Annotated in this window: 20 protein-coding genes; 4 read left to right on the top strand and 16 right to left on the bottom strand. The window is 54.8% G+C overall.

Annotation, left to right across the window (positions count from 1 at the left end):
- Positions 1-25 precede the first annotated feature (25 nt).
- From mdcB to mdcA, 6 genes are read right to left on the bottom strand one after another with little or no spacing between them, the layout of a single operon-like run.
- On the bottom strand, positions 26-937 hold the full coding sequence (gene mdcB / locus H7U06_RS11600) for a triphosphoribosyl-dephospho-CoA synthase MdcB (protein WP_175626324.1): 912 nt from the start codon (positions 935-937) through the stop codon (positions 26-28).
- Positions 934-1,578, bottom strand: coding sequence for a malonate decarboxylase holo-[acyl-carrier-protein] synthase (gene mdcG / locus H7U06_RS11595; protein WP_254873227.1), 645 nt, complete (start codon positions 1,576-1,578; stop codon positions 934-936). Before mdcG ends, mdcB begins: the two co-directional genes overlap by 4 nt.
- A gap of 10 nt (positions 1,579-1,588) precedes the next feature.
- Positions 1,589-2,305 carry a biotin-independent malonate decarboxylase subunit gamma gene (locus H7U06_RS11590; RefSeq protein ID WP_175626322.1) on the bottom strand — a complete coding sequence of 239 codons (717 nt, stop codon included), beginning with the start codon at positions 2,303-2,305 and terminating at the stop codon, positions 1,589-1,591.
- A complete protein-coding gene (locus H7U06_RS11585; RefSeq protein ID WP_175626321.1) occupies positions 2,302-3,201 on the bottom strand; it encodes a biotin-independent malonate decarboxylase subunit beta in 900 nt (299 codons plus the stop codon). Before H7U06_RS11585 ends, H7U06_RS11590 begins: the two co-directional genes overlap by 4 nt.
- A complete protein-coding gene (gene mdcC, locus H7U06_RS11580; RefSeq protein ID WP_175626320.1) occupies positions 3,198-3,512 on the bottom strand; it encodes a malonate decarboxylase acyl carrier protein in 315 nt (104 codons plus the stop codon). Before mdcC ends, H7U06_RS11585 begins: the two co-directional genes overlap by 4 nt.
- An 8-nt stretch (positions 3,513-3,520) precedes the next feature.
- Positions 3,521-5,188, bottom strand: a complete 1,668-nt coding sequence (gene mdcA, locus H7U06_RS11575; protein WP_175626319.1) for a malonate decarboxylase subunit alpha — start codon at positions 5,186-5,188, stop codon at positions 3,521-3,523.
- 191 nt (positions 5,189-5,379) lie between these two features.
- Here mdcA and H7U06_RS11570 point away from each other — a divergent pair, with 191 nt between their 5' ends.
- The 4 genes from H7U06_RS11570 (at position 5,380) to H7U06_RS11555 (ending at position 7,474) form a co-directional block, all read left to right on the top strand.
- Positions 5,380-6,051, top strand: coding sequence for a GntR family transcriptional regulator (locus H7U06_RS11570; protein ID WP_175626318.1), 672 nt, complete (start codon positions 5,380-5,382; stop codon positions 6,049-6,051).
- Positions 6,052-6,186: 135 nt separating this feature from the next.
- The gene (locus tag H7U06_RS11565) at positions 6,187-6,642 is read left to right on the top strand and encodes an NUDIX hydrolase (RefSeq protein ID WP_175626317.1); all 456 of its coding nucleotides are present in this window, start codon (positions 6,187-6,189) and stop codon (positions 6,640-6,642) included.
- Entirely contained in the window at positions 6,635-7,186 is a 552-nt protein-coding gene (locus tag H7U06_RS11560; protein ID WP_175626316.1) for a GNAT family N-acetyltransferase, read from the top strand. The genes H7U06_RS11565 and H7U06_RS11560 overlap by 8 nt, the downstream gene beginning before the upstream one ends.
- A 15-nt stretch (positions 7,187-7,201) precedes the next feature.
- On the top strand, positions 7,202-7,474 hold the full coding sequence (locus H7U06_RS11555; protein WP_175626315.1) for a hypothetical protein: 273 nt from the start codon (positions 7,202-7,204) through the stop codon (positions 7,472-7,474).
- A 517-nt stretch (positions 7,475-7,991) separates the two neighbouring features.
- Here the strand turns inward: H7U06_RS11555 and H7U06_RS11550 are convergent.
- From H7U06_RS11550 to adk, 10 genes are all read right to left on the bottom strand, one after another.
- A complete protein-coding gene (locus H7U06_RS11550; protein ID WP_175626314.1) occupies positions 7,992-9,185 on the bottom strand; it encodes a fatty acid desaturase in 1,194 nt (397 codons plus the stop codon).
- Positions 9,186-9,290: 105 nt separating this feature from the next.
- Positions 9,291-10,655, bottom strand: a complete 1,365-nt coding sequence (locus H7U06_RS11545; protein WP_175626313.1) for a mechanosensitive ion channel family protein — start codon at positions 10,653-10,655, stop codon at positions 9,291-9,293.
- On the bottom strand, positions 10,656-11,912 hold the full coding sequence (locus H7U06_RS11540; RefSeq protein WP_175626312.1) for an RsmB/NOP family class I SAM-dependent RNA methyltransferase: 1,257 nt from the start codon (positions 11,910-11,912) through the stop codon (positions 10,656-10,658).
- Between the two features lie 95 nt (positions 11,913-12,007).
- Positions 12,008-12,619: a phosphoribosylglycinamide formyltransferase gene (gene purN / locus H7U06_RS11535; protein WP_175626311.1), complete on the bottom strand. Its 612-nt coding sequence runs from the start codon at positions 12,617-12,619 to the stop codon at positions 12,008-12,010.
- A gap of 180 nt (positions 12,620-12,799) precedes the next feature.
- Positions 12,800-13,198, bottom strand: a complete 399-nt coding sequence (locus H7U06_RS11530; RefSeq protein WP_124574954.1) for a barstar family protein — start codon at positions 13,196-13,198, stop codon at positions 12,800-12,802.
- Positions 13,199-13,242: 44 nt separating this feature from the next.
- The gene (locus H7U06_RS11525) at positions 13,243-13,617 is read right to left on the bottom strand and encodes a ribonuclease domain-containing protein (protein ID WP_175626310.1); all 375 of its coding nucleotides are present in this window, start codon (positions 13,615-13,617) and stop codon (positions 13,243-13,245) included.
- A 149-nt stretch (positions 13,618-13,766) separates the two neighbouring features.
- Entirely contained in the window at positions 13,767-14,969 is a 1,203-nt protein-coding gene (locus H7U06_RS11520) for a patatin-like phospholipase family protein (RefSeq protein ID WP_175626309.1), read from the bottom strand.
- A 56-nt stretch (positions 14,970-15,025) separates the two neighbouring features.
- The gene (gene ggt, locus H7U06_RS11515; protein ID WP_175626308.1) at positions 15,026-16,804 is read right to left on the bottom strand and encodes a gamma-glutamyltransferase; all 1,779 of its coding nucleotides are present in this window, start codon (positions 16,802-16,804) and stop codon (positions 15,026-15,028) included.
- A 189-nt stretch (positions 16,805-16,993) separates the two neighbouring features.
- Positions 16,994-19,141 (bottom strand): sodium-translocating pyrophosphatase, encoded by a 2,148-nt coding sequence (locus tag H7U06_RS11510; RefSeq protein ID WP_175626307.1) that lies wholly within the window; start codon positions 19,139-19,141, stop codon positions 16,994-16,996.
- A 254-nt stretch (positions 19,142-19,395) separates the two neighbouring features.
- On the bottom strand, positions 19,396-20,052 hold the full coding sequence (gene adk / locus H7U06_RS11505; RefSeq protein WP_175626306.1) for an adenylate kinase: 657 nt from the start codon (positions 20,050-20,052) through the stop codon (positions 19,396-19,398).
- Positions 20,053-20,159: the final 107 nt, after the last annotated feature.

Genomic DNA, 20,159 nt, shown 5'->3' with positions numbered 1-20,159 from the left:
ACCCAGTATACAAACCCGGCTATCGCTATACAACCGTATCCGTGAGTTGATACACCAGCCAGCTCGCAGCCAGCATATCCGCTGCGCCACCGGGTGACAGATTCCGGTCGACGAATAAGCGATGACAGGCCAGTGCCGTGCTGCGCCAGTCCGGATGTCCGGTGCCCCCCAATTGCATGAAGTCCTGTGCAGCCAGGCGAACCAGTGCGGCCCCCGCTCTGCCGCCGCGATGATAAATATTGGTATCCGTCATTTGCGCCATCAGTGCGAACAAGGCGTCGACTTGCGCATCCGATGCATCACGTCCCCGCCGCAATGATTGTAGCAATTGCGGCAAGCCGATTTCGAAGACAGCAGGAAAGGCTTGCGCACCCTCGCTGCGTGCACCACTGACTGCATACAAGTGAGTCACCCGTATGCCATTGGAGAGTTTGGCGACCGAGGGACTAGCATGATCATGCAAGGCCACGCCCCACTGCTGCCGGATCACATACCGCAAATTTTCAGGTGTCAGCACGACAGCCTGCGCATGGCAGTATCCTGCTGCCGCACATAGCATGCCGAGCGAAAAGATCGCACCTCTATGCGTATTGATGCCACCGGTCGCGGCCAGCATACGACGCTCCGCTTGCAAGCCCAAGTCTTTCAAACCGTCAAAGGTCACTGCCTCACTACCCGCATGCGCCATGTCCCTGAAGTAATGTCGTAAGGAAAACAGACTGCGCATAAATAAGTCCGCATCCATATCACTATGGCTGCCATTGTCTATAGTCGAGACCAGACCAGGTTTTGGATACAGCACCAGTTCCGCATGCAAGCTGCGTATCGCACATATCGCCGTCTGCCAGCAAAAATTGCGCAGCGACGGGCTGACGGGCTCGTCTATTTGCGTGGCAGAGCCGTAGACACTTGATCTTGGTAAAGCTGAACGTTTCACGATAGCTCTTCCAGTCCGGACAACAAAGTTGACACATCCAGCAAATTCACGGTACGCATACTCTTCACCATGACTTTCACCTTATCGGGGCTCTTGACCGCTTCTGCCCATTCCTTCCACGCCACCGCATGTCCGGACGGGAAAACGATTTCACCATCCAGTGGCAGACTTTGCGCGTACTTCGTCAGCAGGTGCAAACCTTGCTGCAATTGTGCATGGGTAGACGGATAGAACAGGACGTCGATATCAGATGTCGCCGTCAGGTAAGGTAAACCCGTCATTGCCTGCAAAGCGAGTGAACCATACAAACGAAACTCCAGTTGTGCGGTGATCAACTCATGCGACAAGGCTGTGAACGCTGGCAGCCATACAACAGGCAAGGCGCTGGCTGCATTTGCAAACAGCAAGGGAGCTTCATGACGCGCAATATCAGTCGGATGTACCGACAAGGGTATCCGTATCTTCTTGCCGCCGTGTACCGCCGGCGGCAGTGCCAGACCCACGGCTATGGTCTCAACTTCATGCCCGACATCGCTGCGACGTACGACCAGCGGCCAGTCATTCTCTGCCCAGCGTTGCAAGTCGGACAGATGCGCAGCATCCACCGCTGCACAAGCATGCTGCCAACCTTGGCTGCTCAACCAGATCCGGTTATGTCGGTAAAACATCGCGCTCCCCCAGCACAAACTGGGTAACTGCTAATGACATCTTGCGCCCGCCCCGTTCCAGGCCACGTGCGCTGCGATGATCGATGCTGTCGGCCTGCTGTAGTGCCCGCACCAGGCAAGACTCCAGATCACCTTGCCAGATCGCTTCCACCCCACCCATGTTCAGGTAATTCTCTGCGCCCGGCGCAAACACCGGATTGGCTACTGCCAGCTCGGTCAGGCGTTCCAGCGGCACCTTGGTAATACGCGCCATCGCCGCCAGTCCCATCACGCGTATCTCTGCTTCCGGCAGCGCATAGCACGCATCCGCCATCAAGCCGCTGGTGATGAAACCACCCGACAGCGCCTGGTCATACACCAGGCCTATTACTTTGTGGCCACGTCTGCGTGCAACGTCTATACACTTGCCCAGATGCGCCATATAACGATTGATGCCCAGCATCTCATCGCGATAACGCAGGCGCTGGCCCTGGGTATCCACCAGGATCACCAATGGCCGTCCTGGGAAATTGCGCATGGTGTCGAGAATGGCATTCGCCTGAGCCAAAGCAATCTCAACACCGATAGGTGTATGTCCGGTCGTGCCTATGACAGCAACAGTCTGTTCGCCTACCTTGGCAGTACCGCGCAAGAAGTAATCGTGCTCAACGATGTCATGCCCTTGCGGGAAGAGTTGTGATGCGAGTGTCTGCCATTTCATTGCTGTTCTCCCGCGCGCTTGCCCGCAACTTTCTGCATGAAGGCTGGTGCTTCCAGCATGGGCAGGATCTCAGGCTCAGTCACCCCCAGGCGCGACCAGATATTCATAGGCTCAGAGAAATTGCCAAAGTCTTGCAAGCGATGAGTCAGCAAGCTGTGTTCAGCTTCAAGGTCTTCCAAAGTTAATTCTGCCGACGTTTTTTGATAACGCAGCAAGGTATCCAATGCGGCCTGGCGGAAAGCGCCGATATCATCCGGCAAAACCGCGCTGCAATCACCCAGCAAATATCTATGCTTGCCGCCGGTAGTGCGCCATACCAAAGCACGATCACGTGAATCAAACTCTTCAACACCGTGTGTGGTTTCTATCACTTCCGGCCCCGACATCGCCAGCCTGCCCTCTTCCGACATCAGGATGTCATTCGCACAGCAAGCAACAATGCCCATGCCGCCGAAACAACCGTTGGCGCCCCCGACCAGTACGATCACCGGAATATTCGCGGCGCGCGTATCCAGTACGGCACGCATGACTTCAGAGACAGCAATCAGACCGGCATTCGCTTCATGCAAACGTACGCCACCGGTTTCCAGCAACAGGATCACGCCATCCACACCTTCAGCCACAGCACGCTTCAGCAAGCCCACCAGTTTTGCACCATGCACCTCGCCCACTGCGCCGCCCATGAAGCCGCCTTCCTGCGCTGCGGCCAATACTTTACGTCCCTGCAAAGTACCGCGACCGATAACGATGCCGTCATCAAATGAGGCCGGTGTATCCAGCTGCGCCAGATGCGGACTGACGATGTGCAAGCTGGGCGGCAGGATTTCTTCAAACGATGCTGCATCCAGCAATGTGTGTATGCGCTGACGTGCATTCGCTTCCAGATAACTAATCATGCTGACGCTCCCATTACCGATTCCACCGCCTGATCCAGACGCAGGCTGACCACCGCCGGAGTTGCGCCCGCATCGTTGATCAGTATGCGTACATCCTGCAGCGACCAGCGCGCATCAAAGTCGGAAATCACCGCCTGCCAGATCGCACCGAAACCGACCGCTGCCGTTTTGATTTCAACTTCACAGCCACCATTCAGGTCCGCTGATTCGATCAACACTTCCAGATTGCCGGAGCTGACAACGCCCACCATATTGGCTTGCGATGTCAGGCGCTTGCGGCCTTTTTCAAAACGAAAATTCAAAGTTTCCATATCCAGTCCTACCAGTTTCTGAAACGCTTGGGTGGCGCGTACAAACCACCGGATGCGCGTACCAGGTCTTTCATATTCTTGGCCGCGAGCAAATCACGGGTCGCCATGCGCTTGTCTATGCCCATATCTTCAGCACGCAGGATGACGCCACGATCGCGCAGGTTTTCCACCATCTTGCGATCACGCGCCATGCCGACTGCGGTATAACCGGCGACGCCACGTATGGCCTGTTCCCGTTCTTCTTCGCTCCGGCACAACAACAGATTGGCGATGCCTTCTTCGGTCAGGATGTGCGTGACATCGTCGCCGTAAATCATGACCGGCGGGATATCCAGCTTGGCTTGTTCGGCCAGTTGCCATGCATCGAGTTCTTCGACGAATGCCGGTTGCATATGCTCGCGGAAGGTCTCGACCATTTGCACCACCAACTTTTGTCCGCGCGGCATTTTCTTCTTGCCTTGCTGCGCTTGCTGCCCAGCCTTCAGCCACGCGGGGCTGGAATGACGGCGGCCACGCGCATCGGAACCCATATTCGGCGCACCACCAAAACCAGCGATGCGTCCCAGCGTCGCAGTCGATGAATTACCCTGCAAATCTATCTGCAAGGTGGAACCGATAAACATATCGCACGCATAGTGTCCGGCCACCTGGCACATCGCACGATTGCTGCGCATGGAACCGTCACGTCCGACAAAGAACACATCCGGACGCGATTCGATATAACGCTCCATGCCCAGCTCGGAACCAAAGGAATGCACTGATTCGACAAAGCCCGCTTCGATTGCAGGGATCAGCGCCGGATGCGGATTCAACGCCCAGTTGCGCCCTATCTTGCCGCGCAATCCCAACGACTCGGCATAGGTCGGCAGGATCAGTTCGATCGCTGCAGTATCGAAACCGATGCCGTGATTGATGCGCTCCACACCGTACTCGGCATAGATGCCCTTGATCGCCATCATCGCCATCAGAACCTGCACTTCAGAAATCAATGCAGGATCACGTGTAAACAAAGGTTCGATGTAATGTGGTGTCGGTGCCTGCACTACGAAGTCCACCCAATCCGCAGGTACATCCACGCGTGGCAACACATCAACGATTTCATTGACTTGTGCAATCACTATGCCGTTCTTGAACGCAGTTGCTTCGACGATGGCGGGTGTGTCTTCGGTATTCGGCCCGGTATATAAATTCCCGTGACGATCCGCTGCCTGTGCTGCGATCAAAGCCACACGCGGCGTCAGGTCGATGAAGTAACGACCAAACAATTCCAGATAAGTATGGATCGCGCCGATATTGATTTTCCCGGCGGCTACCAGACGCGCGAGTTGTGCGCCTTGTGGCCCGGAGAAAGAGAAGTCCAGCTTGGAGGCGATGCCCTTCTCGAACAGATCCAGATGTTCGGGCAAGGCCAGCACCGACTGCAACATGTGCAGGTCATGTACCTGCGCCGGATCCAGCTGGCACAAGGCAGCTGCGAGGAAATCAGCCTGCTTCTGGTTATTGCCTTCGAGGCAGACGCGGTCACCGGATTCGATCACGCTATGCAGCAACTCGACCATGCGCTCGGCCGGTACCAGCTTGCCACTGAGCGCGGCGCCGAGTTTTCCGGTGGCTCTTGCCAGTCGCGCATCGCGGTTCTTCTGGCGATGATCCCACTCGCGCTTACTACCTTGCATTTACGTTTCTCCCAACAAAGACGGACCTGTGATGTGATGCCATGTCTCTCCCGTAGTTACAATGGAGATATTTTTCAACTAAATGTTTTTATGGTTTATCCTTGTATACAAGATCGTACGATATGCATACATTGTCAAGCGTAAAATTGTACTCAAAACTACAAGATTAGATTGTGAGATACACAGAAAACATGAGCGACACCACTCAAACGCGATCAGAAACCTTGCGTGAACAAATCGAAGAAATGATTGCCGTCGGGACCCTCAAACCCGGGCAGCATCTCGACGAAACCGTGCTCGCCGAGAAATTCGGCGTATCACGCACACCTATACGCGAAGCCCTGATCCAGCTGGCTTCCATGGGCATCATCGTGATCCGCCCGCGCCGTGGTGCCATCGTGGCCGAGATCGGACCGCAGCAACTGATAGAAATGTTTGAAGTCATGGCGGAGCTGGAAGCCATGTGCGCACGCCTGGCCGCCCGTCGCATGAGTCCGGCAGAACACGCTGTTTTGAAAGCGACCCATCTGGCCTGCAAGCAAGCCAGGGACGAAGCCGATTCCGACGCCTACTTTTACAAGAATGAAGAATTCCACCAGCAGATTTATATAGGCAGCAAGAATGCCTTCCTGGAGGAACAGGCACGCGTGCTGCAACGTCGCCTGCGTCCATACCGCCGCCTGCAATTGCGTGTGCGCAATCGCGTCACCGCTTCGTTCGACGAACATGGCGCGGTAGTCGATGCCATCATCGAAGGCAAAGGTGAGCTCGCAGCCGAACTGCTGCGCCAGCACATCATGATCCAGGGTCAGCGTTTCAGCGACCTGATCGCCTCCTTAGCTGAACTGGCCAGCGAAGCCTGATACCTGCAAAGCCGGACACATATACAATATGCGTCCGGCCGGGGGAACTTGCATCGCCTGCAAGCACGCACAGCCATCTGCCACTGCGCACTCCCCTCAGCATTCCGTTTTTAATTTCTGACTACTCGTGTAACCGTGCGTCTACGCCCCGCCTCTCGCTTGCTGATTACCGATCCTGACGATCGCGTCCTGTTGTTCTACTTCGAGCACAAGAAAGGCGCGTTGGCCGGACAAAGCTACTGGGCCACGCCTGGCGGCGGCGTCGAAGGCGACGAAAGCTTTGAAGAAGCAGCCATACGGGAGTTATGGGAAGAGACCGGGATACAAGTAACCGAAGTCGGCTCGCAGATCACACAACGTCAGTTGATACTGCAACTGCCGAATGGCGAATACGTAAATGAAGATGAGCGCTACTTCCGTATCCGCGTCACGGACACGCAATTATCCAAAAGCGGCTGGACCGATACAGAAGTCGAATGCATGACTGCACATCACTGGTGGTCGCAGGCAGAACTCGAACAGACGACAGAACAAGTATGGCCGGAAAACCTGCTAGCCATGCTGCAGATTGGCAGTCCCACAGATGCATAAGCTGAACATCCGCGCGGCGCGGCCTGACGACATAAACCGCATCATGGAGCTGGAAGACGGCGGCTTCCATCAACGCATACAGGAAGACCAAAGTGTGATGCTGAAACGCATGCAGCACTTCCCTGCCGGCTTCCTGGTACTGGTGAATGACCGTGACCTAGCGACCGGCTATCTGTGCTCGGAACTATGGGACAGCGACGGTAGCTTGCAGGAATCAGCTTTCGCACTGGGCCATGACATCAAAGACACACATAGGTCCAACGGCAGCCAGCTCTACATTTCATCGATGACAGTTGCACGCGAATACCGTGGCAGCGGACTCGGCAAAAAATTCTTCCAGCAATCCGTCCACATGCTGCGCACGGAACTGACGCATCTGCGCGGCTCCATCCTGCTACTGAGTGCAGAGTGGACAGGCGCGCACAAAATCTACCAGGACAGCGGCTACACCGAAATCGCACGCATCAAGGACTTCTTCGCCGCTATCGCAACGCATGACGCCGACGCCATCATCATGCAAACGCAATTTAGTGAACAGCGCTAAAACAGAAAGCACACTATGTACGCACTATTCGCGTGGGAAAACGGTCAGCAAAAAGGCGGTATCGGCGACTTGCTGACCATGGGTTCAGTCGATGAATGCCAAAAGACATTCCAAACCTTCGTCAGCGCACTCAGCAATCCGGCGACGGGCGAAATCATCGACATGTACACACTCAAAATCGTACTGCGTGCCAGCCTCATCGCGAGCAAAGATGCGCGTCTGCCGGACTGGGTTGCGCCTAGTGGCTGGCTGATTGAATGGGTCAAACCGCAAGCCGGAAATAAATAAAAGAAGCTGCATCAAGCAGCGCATGCCCACATTTGAGCATGAAATGAAATCCCTTATCTATCAACGACATAAGTGACTTGCCCTGATGTTATCCACAAGCCTGTGCACAAAAACCGGGGATAACTTCAGGACTTATACACATCACTTCGTCCCAGTCGCGCACCGACGTAAAGCCAAGAGGCTGTGGCCCTTACCCACTGTGACGATGCCGTTTGTGCTGGGCAGAAAATGGAAAAAGAAGTGGACGTGTTTGAGCGGAGCTTTAGCGTAGCGAGTTTCGTCCACTTCCCATTTTTTGTCCTGCACAAACGGGGACCCCGCAGGGGCAGCGGCGCCGTGGTCGCCTTTCTTTGCTTACTTTCTTTGGCGAAGCAAAGAAAGTGAGTGGCCGCCGGGCCACCCCCGGCAAACCCACTCTCCACGGAGAGCAAGCCGAACCAACAACAATCAATACGCAAACCCACCAATAAAAAAGCCCGCATCAGCGGGCTTTTTCAATCAACAAATTCAAAAAATCTTAAGCGTAACTACGCAAACGCAACGAGAAATCACGCAAAGCAGTAATCCCCGAAGCCTCAGCACGTGCACACCAATCCTGCAACTGCTGCAGCAACTGATCACGGCTAGCATGTGAACGCTCCCAGATCGCACCCAGTTCAACGCGCATTTCATGCATTGTTTTGAGCGGCTTGCTGTGTGCGAACAAAGTCGTCAGTTGTTCTTTATGTGGTGCTTCCAGCTTGTTAGGCTCGCGATGCAGGAGCTTCTTCGCAGAACGCAAGAAGCCGGACTCCAGCTGCGCTTTTTCTTTCAGGTGCTCAACTTCATCGTGCCAGGTTTGCTTCAGCGACTTCGCGTATTTTGCAGTCACGTCATAACGGTTGGCGATGACGGATTGCAGCGTGTCGAAATCGAGATGCAATTTGCTGGTGTCGAATTTCGGTTGCGGTGCGACTTTCTTGACCTTGGCCAGACCTACTGTTTCCAGCATGCGGATGTACATCCAGCCGATGTCGAATTCGTACCACTTGGCCGACAGCTTGGCCGAAGTACCAAAGGTGTGGTGATTGTTGTGCAGCTCTTCGCCACCGATCAGGATACCGATAGGGAAGATGTTGGTTGCTGCATCGCTGCATTCGTAGTTACGGTAACCCCAGTAGTGGCCGATACCGTTGATGATGCCAGCCGCAGTGATAGGTATCCATGCCATTTGCAGGGCCCATACCGAAACACCGATCACGCCGAACAAAGCGACGTTGATGAACAGCATCAGGACGATACCCATCGCGCTATGACGCGTGTAAACATTACGTTCGATCCAGTCGTCCGGCGTACCGTAACCATACTTTTCCATGGTTTCCATGTTTTTCGATTCTGCGCGATACAACTCAGCACCTTCGAAAAACACTTTCTTGATACCGCGGGTAACCGGGCTGTGCGGATCTTCTTCGGTTTCGCATTTGGCGTGGTGCTTGCGATGGATCGCAACCCATTCTTTGGTGACCATACCAGTGGTCAGCCACAGCCAGAAACGGAAGAAATGACTAGGAATCGGATGCAGGTCCAGGCCACGGTGGGTGGCGCTGCGATGCAAATAGATAGTGACCGCCGCAATCGTGATGTGTGTCACGGCGAGCGCGTAGAAAAACACTTCCCAACCGCTGGCGCGGGTCAGGCCGTTCGATAGGAAATCAAGTACTGCGTCGATCATTGTGGCTCCAATATGAATGCCATGGATAATGGTATCCCCTAGATGGTATCGCTAAATCGAATTGCTAGGGTTGCTGGCAAATTTTCGAGACGAATTGTACCCTTTTTAAGGGCCTATATCCGATTTTGCAGGGTTTTTCGCGGTATTTAAACGTTCTTTTACCGGCTGATATTGCTCGTCAATCAACCTTATTTCACGTTGCGGGAACGGTACATTGATCTCATTCGCCTGAAATGATCGCCATATTGCACGATTGACATCAGACAAAACCGTACCGCGTCCATCCAGTTCATTGACCCAGAACCCCAGCTGCAGGTCGATCCCATCCGCACCAAAGGCCACCATGGTGGCTGCTGGTACGCGATCCGGCCCCTTGCGCACTTTATCCACTCCAAGTGCGGCCTCTTCCAGCAATCGCAATGCCAAATCGATATCAGTCCGGTAATCAACTGAAACCTTTGTTGTCATTTGAATCACAGTGTCGCTGAGGGATAAATTCTGCACCGAATTCGCCACGAAGACCTCGTTCGGCACGATGGTGTCGCTGCCGTCGCCATTGCGCAACACGGTGTAGCGGGTATTGATCTGTGCCACGCGGCCGGTGAATTTATCTATCGTCACCGTGTCGCCTATGGTCATGCTGCGTTCGAGCAGGATGATGAAACCGGAAACATAACTGCTGGCTATCTTTTGCAAACCCAGGCCCAGGCCGACGCCCAGCGCACCACCAAATACCGACAGTACGGTCAGGTCGATACCGACCATGGACAAGCTGACCAGCAAGGCGATCAGGATCAGGACTGCACGGCTCATGCGTGACAGCACGGCGCGCATCGACGAATGCATGCCGTCGAGTCGCATCAGGCGTTCTTCGATCAGGGCCGATCCCCACAGCGCAAAAATCAGCGTCACACCCACCGAGACGATCGCTTGCAGCATCGTCATGATGGAGACTTTATGTTTGCCCAGCGGGACAAAGGTGTCGTCGAGGAATTCGATGAACTCCGGCAGCACGCCCGTGATATGCAGCGCTACGATGATCCACACCAGTGAAGCAAAGCTGCGTTCAAACAGCAGGACGAATGCACTGACCTTGCCGCTGCGCGCAAACACGCGTCGCATGACATAGAAAGCCAGGCGTATCAACGCAAACGATGCGACCAGCGGCATCACGACGCGCAAGACATCCACACCGTCGACACCATCCAGCCGTTCCAGGACAGCTTTAGAGATAGCCAACAGCAGCCAGGTCAGCAGTGGCCACAAAACACGCGTGAAACTTTCTACTCCCAACCTGCGTAATGCATTTTGCTGTGGCTCTTGTGTCGCCAGCAGGCTGCGCACCACACGTGCGATACCCCAACCCAATGCAAAACACAGTACTACAGCAACAATTTGCCAGCGCAGACCAGGTATGCCCAGGTCAGTCCACAAATCAGCCCAGAGAGTAGTTAGCAGGTTTTGTTTCATTTATTTTTTACGTTCGAGTACCGCCGCGAAAAATCCATCAGTATGATGCTGCGCCGGCGACAGCTTCAGATAATCACCCATCTTCAAATCTATCTTTTGTTCCGCCAGCACTTCACTCATGGGGATCAAAACAAAGTCATCGCGCGATGCCAGGAAGCTGGCAACAATCGCTTCATTTTCTTCATCCAGAATACTGCAGGTTGCATACACCAGACGACCACCTGCTTTAACCAGGCGCGCTGCACCGGCTAGGATGGAAGCCTGCTTTTCATTCAACTCTACCAGCGATTGCGGAGTCTGACGCCACTTCACGTCAGGATTGCGACGCAAGGTACCGAGGCCGCTGCATGGAGCATCGACCAGCACGCGATCTATCTTGCCTGCCAGACGTTTTACCTTGGCATCGTTTTCATGCGCGATGAGTACCGGATGCACATTCGACAGTCCGCTACGCGCGAGACGTGGTTTCAGTTTGGCCAGGCGTTTGTCGGAGATATCGAACGCATACAGACGGCCGGTGTTGCGCATCGCGGCACCCAGTGACAAAGTCTTGCCGCCCGCGCCTGCACAGAAGTCGACCACCATTTCGCCACGCTTGGCACCGACCACTTGTGACAGCAACTGGCTGCCTTCGTCCTGCACTTCGATCGAACCGTTTTTGAACAAAGGCAGGTTCTGCAATGCAGGCTTCTTGATGACACGGATACCCAAAGGTGCGTACGGTGTAGGCTCACACAAGATAGGTGCTTCTGCCAGCGATGTAATCACTTCTTCGCGCGTCGCCTTCAATGCGTTGACGCGCAGATCCAGCGGTGCTGGCTGGTTCACGGCGTGCGCCAGTTCCAGTGCAGTTGCTTCGCCATCACGAGCCACCAGTTTGTCGAACAGCCATTCCGGCAAATTCGAACGCAACAGCGACGGCAACAAGGTGCGATCGATTTGCATCACGTGCTTGAGCCATTCGGTTTCTTCTTCGGTCAGGCCACCCAACGATTCAACGCCGACTGCATCAGCCAGACCAAGCAAAGTCATACGACGCATGGTCGGGCCATTGCCGGATTCGGCAAAGCTGGTGTACACCGCTTTATTGCGCAGCAAACCGTATACCGCTTCTGCCACGACACCGCGCTCACGCGAACCGAGCTTAGGATGTTCGCGGAAGTAACGCGATAAGGTACCGTCGGCCGGACCTGTGAAACGCAGGATCTCGCGCAGTACTTCTTCGGTGTTATTAATGATCGCTGGAGGCAATCTCATGCATATTCCTTCATAAAATATTCTTGTCTGACAGTCGCCGGGCAAGCTGGTTCGGGTAGCGAACCGCTGCATCAGTTTCGTCAGGACTCTGGGCGTTAAGCTGCTTGATTAATACGCACCACACCGTCCAGCACGGACAATCGTCCGTCTATGAAGCAGCGTATAGCGCGTGGATAAATAATGTGTTCCTGTTCCAGCACACGGGCGGCCAGGGTATCTTCCGTATCGTCGGCCAGTACCGGCACCGCCGCCTGCGCCACGATAGGACCATGATCCAGCTCGGCAGTGACAAAATGCACAGTTGCGCCATGCAATTTGACACCCGCAGCCAAAGCCTGTCTGTGCGTTGCCAAACCAACAAAACTTGGTAACAGCGATGGATGGATATTGAGCATGCGTCCGGCGTAATGTGCGACGAAAGGTGTCGTCAACACACGCATAAAACCTGCCAAAACCACCAAATCAGGCGCAAAAGAGTCGATCTTGCTCTGGAGTGCTGCGTCAAAGGCCTCCCGGCTCGGATAGTCCTTGTTGGCCACAACCAGTGCCGGAATACCGTGTTCGGCAGCATAGGCCAGGCCCGATGCATCGGCCTTATTGCTAATAACGGCCGCGATCTGTGCTGGCCACTCTTCATTTTGCGCAGCGCGGATGATGGCCCGCATATTACTACCGCGCCCGGAAATCAAAATGACGATTCTTCTCATGGCGCGCATTGTACCGTACCGCGGGCCGATCAGAACGACGGCAACCGGCCGGATCATTAACAATCATCGCAGTACAGAGCGCGCCAACGCTTAGCGACGACGAAGCAAAACCGAGGAAATGTGCCCGGAATTCAGGCGAGGCAGCGAGCCGCGATGTACCAGCGGCTGCGAGAATACGACTTACTGAAAGGAGTAAAACACCCGGAATGCGATTTTCTTGTCAGCCCAGAAATCAGCGGCATCGCGGAATACGTCGAGCAAAGTCTCGCGTGCTTCCTTGTCGAATTTCGGTGTATTCGGCAGTTGCTCCAGCACCACCAGGAAACCAGGCTGCGGGCCTGCTTTGTGTGCCAGGCTGGTCAGGCAATCGGACAAGGCATCGAAATTCTTGCCAAAATGCTTGGGAAACTGGAATGCCTCCGCAATCACGGCCAATACCTGCTGCTTGGTGGTCGCATGTGCGCAATGTGCGTACAGGAAGTGCTGTCCAAGATGCGCGGCTTCTGCCTGCAAATCGGCGACCCGGAAGGCCCGGATCGACTGCACTACATTCAGCGGCACGGTTTTAAACAAACTCATTTCTCCCTCATCTCCAGCTATTTATTATCAACATAACACCCCGCTCACTCCATGACTCTTTTGAAGCTTCTGTAGTGATCGGCGGTGTAATAATATTCGCGCGGCCTGGTCTTCTCGCCGCCGGTAATGATCCGTTTCGCACCACGATTGCGAGCCCGCGGTGTCTTTACAGTGTATTCGCGGTAATACCCGCGCTTTTGCTGAGGCAAAACCTTTTCATAATTGCCAAATATGGAACCATCCTTGTCATAAGGGAAAGGTCCACCCTGGCGTATCAAGGCGATAGTCTCCTGCGCTTCACGCGGTAATTCATTAACTGAAACAACTCCAAGCGCGCCGGAATCGAAAGCAAAAGCGTTGAATGAAAGTAAGAATGTAGCGAAAAGCAGGAAAAAGCGCGTGATAAATTTAACTTTCACCGAAATACCTTTTCTTAATAATGGGTGTCGTCTATCGACGCACCCTATCAACGCAGCCTATTGAATTAACGAGTCCAATACCCGAGAGTAACGTGTTGTGTTGTCCGAATCAACACTAATTGCTTGACAAGCATGGGATAGGCTGCTGCTTAGATATCGGCGTTTTCGGCCACACCTGTGTCTTGCGAAGAGAAAAATGACAGGATTTCAGTCTTGTGCGCCAAGGCATCCTTGCGTCCCAGATTGATGAGTTCGCAGGTGTAGCTTTTTTCAAACAACAGGTAAGAAGCCAGCGCTGCACCACGCACTTCAGCCGCACCTATGCCCGACAGCAACATACGGACCGGACGTGGCAGGCTGCTGATGTGGCGGCTTGCAATTGTGTCAAGTCGTTCTGATGGCGCGATGGTCAGCATCTCTATCGGCCGCAGCGGAGTTTTGGTTCTTTGTTCGTCGGTCAGCACCGACAAGGTTTGATTGATGCGATTCAGGCGTTCGATATCGCTGGCGATGCTATCAAGGAAGATACTCGACAAGGCATGCCCGGCAATTTGCGCCAGGCTCGGGTACTGCGCATTGCGCGACTGATCGATCGCCGGTTCCATCAACCGCCCCGCCCCTATCACCAACACCTTGTCGGCACCCAGATGGATGGCCGGTGAAATCGGTGCCACCTGCCGCATCGAGCCGTCACCGAAATACTCGCGTCGACCTTCGCAAAAAATCGGCGTCGCCGGAAAAATCAGCGGGATCGCCGCCGACGCCAGCAAATGTTCAACACCGATCTGACTGCGTACCGCGATACGCTGGGTCCTGACCCACGGTTCGATATCAGCTTCGCTTTGATAAAACGTCATATGCTTGCCCGCCGTATAGGACGAGGCAGTTACGGCCAGCGCGTGCAACTTGCCGTCCACCAGTGCCGCATCCAGGCGCGGCAGGTTGAGCATGCGATTCAGCAGGCTGACCAAAGGCGTATTGTCGAGCAGGGAATTTGGTGGATTGGCTTTCCATGTGCGCAGCAGCCAGCCAAACGACAGCAGTGATAGCCACTTCGCGCCGGAACGCAGCACGCCCAGCGAGTCCGCGCGGTAGACCTGTTCAGCCGTGAAGTTTTCCCACACATGCACAATGCGTTGCAGGCCGGGACAGAAATCGTCGGCGTGACAAGCCAGTGCAGTCGCATTAATCGCACCGGCGGAGGTGCCGCAAATAATATCGTAGGGATTTTTCTCCGGCGCCCAGCCAGCCTCACACAGGATGGCCGATACCGATTCCAGCACGCCGACCTGATAGGCCGCGCGCGCTCCGCCTCCCGTCAGCACCAGGCCAATTTTCTTTTTGTCTCGCATAGACACCAATTATTCAGGCCTTTCGGATTTCAGACAAGCGGGCACGACACCAAGGATCAGTCTCCTTTGGCGATGCCTTCACGACGAGGATCTGCCCCACCAAACCAGACTTCTTCACCATGGATACTCAAGCGCATGATGCCTTGCAAGCCCGAAGTCTGCTCCACCAGTTGCACCTCATGCTGGCGTTCCGTCAGTGCCCTGACCAGGGTATTCGGCACACGACCGCGCTCCAGCTCAGTCGGTCCGTTACGGCTGCCGACGTTAGGCAAGTCTATAGCCTGCTGTACCGTCAGCCCCCAATCCATCATGCCGACCAATACCTTGCCGACGTAATTGATGATGTAAGCACCACCTGGTGAGCCTACCGCCAGCACCAGTTTCTTCGTACCTTTTTCAAACACGAAAGTCGGTGCCATCGAACTACGTGGTCGCTTGCCGGGTTGCACACGGTTGGCGATGAAGCCATTCACATCGCTGGGGTCAAACGAGAAATCGGTCAGTTCATTATTCAGCAGAAAGCCATCGACCATCTGGCGCGAACCAAAACCGTTTTCAATGGTAGTCGTCATGGCGACCGCATTGCCCTTCGCATCCACCACGGAAATATGCGAAGTCGAAGGCAGCTCAGGGGAAGTACTGGTGGCCCAGGCCAGGCGCGTATTGAAAGGATCACCAGGCTGCGCCTTACCCATGGACTCATCACCTATCAGCGCGGCGCGGCGTGCCAGGTATTTTTTATCGAGCAGCGGTTGCACACTACCACCCGGCAGCGGTGCAAAATCCGGATCGGCTATATAACGATCACGATCCGCATAAGCGAGACGCCCTGCTTCCGCGAACAAATGCACGGCATTCGCATTCCACGCACCATTAACCGGTGGATAGGCCGCGATGTTTTTCTTTTCGAGTATGCCCAGGATTTGCGCTATCGCGACGCCACCCGACGAAGGTGGCGGCATACCGCACACAGTCCATGCTTTGTAATCGCTGCAAACAGGTTCACGTACCTTGGCCTTGTAACTGGAGATATCGTGCAAACCCATTTCACCGGGATTGGTAGGATGCTGCACAACCTTGGCTGCAATATCGTGCGCGATCTGGCCGCGGTAGAACGCATTTGCGCCATCGCGCGCTATCGCTTTCATGGTTTCAGCCAGTGCCGGATTTTTCAGGATGTAGCCGACAGGTCTGGGCTTGCCTTGCGCATCGTAAAAGTAAGCGGCGGCGACCGGGTCCTGCTTCAGATAAGTTTCATGTTGCAGCAAGATGGCGAGGCGCGGACTAACGGCAAAACCTTCAGTCGCCAGCTTGATCGCCGGATTGAACAGGGTTGCCCATGGCAGCTTGCCGTTCTGCTTGTGCGCCAGCTCCAGCATGCGCAATACACCCGGCACACCGACAGCGCGACCACCAACTACCGCTTCGTGGAAAGGCATGGCCTTGCCTTCCGCGTTCTGGAACAATTTACCCGTCACATTGCGCGGCGCTGTTTCGCGGCCATCATAGGCCAGTACACGCGCGCCATCGAAGTGCAACATGAACGCACCACCGCCCAGGCCGGACGATTGCGGTTCCACCAGGCCCAGCACCATTTGCGTTGCGATGGCAGCATCAACTGCAGAACCACCGGCCTTCAACATTTGGTAACCCGCATCCACCGCCAGTGGATTGGCGGCTGCCACCATGAATTTCTTTGCAACCCAACCGCTCTTTTCGGTATAGCCGCTACTGCCTTCCGGCTCTATCGGGATGTATGGCTTGACTACTGGCGGGCTGCTGCAGCCGGTAAGCAAGGCTGATAATACGGCGACAAAAACAGTCGTTTTAATCATGCAGAATCCCGGAGTAACGTAGAAGAAGGCAAAAGGTGCGTCCCCAGTGTAAACCGCTTGGGCGCAGATGTCAGTTTGTTAGGACGAGGTTTTTTCAATTGAGTTCGCTGCATCTGGCCGGAAATACAGGCCGCGGATAAAAGAAAAGGCAGCCTGCGCTGCCTTTTCCGCATAACCATCATCTAAAACTCAAGGACGCGTTGGGGTAATCGGCGCGGAATCCACCGGCACGACAATGGTCTGTACCGGCGTGACGATGGTGACATTGGTGACGGTATCCACCACTTGCAAACCTGCTGCTGGCAACAAAGGCACAATCAGCAAGGCTACGATGTTGATGATCTTGATCAAGGGATTGACTGCAGGACCAGCCGTGTCCTTGTACGGATCACCGACCGTATCACCGGTCACTGCTGCCTTGTGCGCATCCGATCCCTTGCCGCCGTGATGGCCGTCTTCGATATGCTTCTTCGCGTTATCCCAGGCGCCACCACCGGTAGTCATCGAAATCGCAACAAAGATACCGGTCACGATTGCACCCATTAGCAAACCACCAAGCGCCGCGGGTCCGAGGATCAGGCCAACCAAGATAGGTATCACCACCGGCAACAGCGACGGAATAATCATTTCCTTGATGGCTGCAGTGGTCAACATATCGACCGCCTTGTCGTATTCCGGCTTGCCGCTGCCATCCATGATGCCCTTGATCTCGCTGAACTGGCGGCGCACTTCGACCACCACCGCACCGGCAGCGCGACCTACTGCCTCCATCGCCATCGCGCCAAACAAGTATGGAATCAAGCCACCGATGAAGAGCCCAACGATAACCATGGGATTGGACAAGTCGAAGGTCGTGCTCTTGCCGACCGAATCCAGTGCATGCGTGTAATCGGCAAACAGCACCAACGCAGCGAGTCCGGCCGAGCCGATCGCATAGCCTTTGGTCACTGCCTTGGTGGTATTGCCAACCGCATCCAGCGGATCAGTAATCGCACGTACCGATTCCGGCATGCCGGACATCTCGGCGATACCGCCAGCGTTATCGGTAATCGGGCCATACGCATCGAGCGCAACAATGATGCCCGCCATAGACAACATGGAGGTCGCCGCAATCGCGATCCCGTACAAACCACCCAACCAATACGAAGCCAGGATAGCGAAACACACCGATACCACCGGCCATGCAGTCGAGCGCATCGAGACGCCGAGACCCGCGATGATGTTGGTACCGTGGCCTGTAGTAGAAGCCTGCGCCACATGTTGCACCGGTTTGAAATCGGTACCGGTGTAGTACTCGGTGATGTAGACCATCAAACCGGTCAGGATGATGCCAACTACCGCCGAACCCATCATCGCGACACGCAATTCAGGCGGAATCACCAGCCAGGTCACGACTGCAAAGCCGATCAGCGACAAACCGGCAGCCCACCATAAACCGGTGTACAGCGCCGACATGATTTTCTTACCTTCTTTCGCTTTGACCATAGAGCAACCGACTATCGACGCGAGGATGGACACACCACCTAATAGCAGCGGATAAATCGCCGCCTGCACTTCCAGTCCGCGCATCACCAGTGTGCCGAGCAACATGGTCGCGATCAGGGTCACCACATAAGTTTCAAACAAATCTGCCGCCATACCGGCGCAGTCGCCTACGTTGTCACCCACGTTATCTGCGATCACGGCCGGATTGCGTGGATCGTCTTCCGGAATGCCTGCTTCCACCTTGCCCACCAGGTCAGCGCCGACGTCCGCACCTTTGGTGAAGATACCGCCTCCGAGCCTGGCAAAAATCGAAATCAGCGATGCGCCGAAAGCCAGGCCGATCAGCGGCGTAATGATGTCGTGCAAGGTAACGTGATACACACCACCATCGCGCGCCATGCTGGTCAGGATCAGGAAGAAAATGGCCACGCCAAGCAAACCGAGGCCGACCACCAGCATGCCGGTAATCGCCCCGCCCTTGAACGCCACATCGAGCGCCTCATTCATACCTTTGGTTGCCGCCTGCGCCGTGCGTACATTGGCTCGTACCGACACATTCATGCCGATGAAGCCGCAAGCACCCGACAACACCGCGCCCGCGAGGAAGCCGATCGCAGTCATCAGCCCGAGTCCGGGCACCAGTGCAATGATGATGAAGAGAACGACGCCGACGATGGCTATCGTGCGGTACTGGCGCGCCAGATAGGCAGCAGCACCTTGTTGAATCGCGGCGGCAATGTCCTGCATGCGTTCATTACCGGCGTCTTGCTTGAGTATCCAGCTACGTGAGATCAGGCCATAGATAACGGCAACAACGCCGCACGCAATGGCGAACCATAGACTTGATGCCATATCGACTCCTCCTGTTTTTTCACGACCAAGTTGACCACTACGACTATGCAACAGACATAAACATGTTCCGTGCTGCGTACTGCAAAACTTTCTGTCGCCCTTTTTATTATTTGGATGCCAGGGCTGGCTGAGTCTGTTGCGGGATTGCTTCCCTGATTCTGTTACTACAGCATCAATACAATACCGATGCTATAGCGATAAGGCAATTTGAGCAAATAAGAAAAAAGCGGACATGGTGTCCGCTTTTTTTTTGTTTAACCTGATAACGCGGCAAACGCGCTGTCACGTATTTGATCGACCGGGCCTACGCCTGCGATCTTGCGATACTTGGGCGCACCTGGCTGACCGGAAGCTGCCCATTGGTTGTAGTAACCAACCAACACTTCGGTTTGCTCGTGGTACACGGACAAACGCTTCTTCACGGTTTCTTCCTTGTCGTCATCACGCTGGATCAATTCTTCACCAGTCAGGTCGTCCTTGCCTGCCACTTTAGGGGGATTGAATTTGACGTGGTAAGTACGACCCGATGCCGGGTGTACGCGACGACCGCTCATGCGCTCAACGATCGCTTCGTCAGGCACATCGATTTCCAATACGTAGTCGATCGCAACGCCCGCTTCTTTCATCGCGTCAGCTTGCGGGATCGTACGTGGAAAACCGTCGAACAAATAACCTTTGGCGCAGTCCGGTTCTTTCAAGCGATCCTTGACCAGACCGATGATGATGTCGTCCGACACCAGGCCACCTTCGTCCATGATTTTTTTTGCGGCGATGCCGAGTGGCGTGCCAGCCTTGACCGCTGCGCGCAACATGTCGCCGGTCGAAATTTGCGGGATATTGAATTTATCTTTGATGAAACCAGCTTGCGTGCCCTTACCGGCACCAGGCGCTCCTAAAAGGATGAGGCGCATGAAATTTTCCTAAAACGAGTTTTTGAATTCTATTACCGAAGGGCGCTAATGCGGCACCGGAGGATAGTCGTGATTTATAGATTTGAACTATGAACTTTGCACGAAAC

It is taken from the genome of Herminiimonas sp. Marseille-P9896, assembly GCF_903993245.1.
Taxonomy (GTDB): Bacteria; Pseudomonadota; Gammaproteobacteria; order Burkholderiales; family Burkholderiaceae_D; genus Oxalicibacterium; species Oxalicibacterium contaminans.
This window is presented reverse-complemented; position numbering and strand designations above follow the sequence as displayed.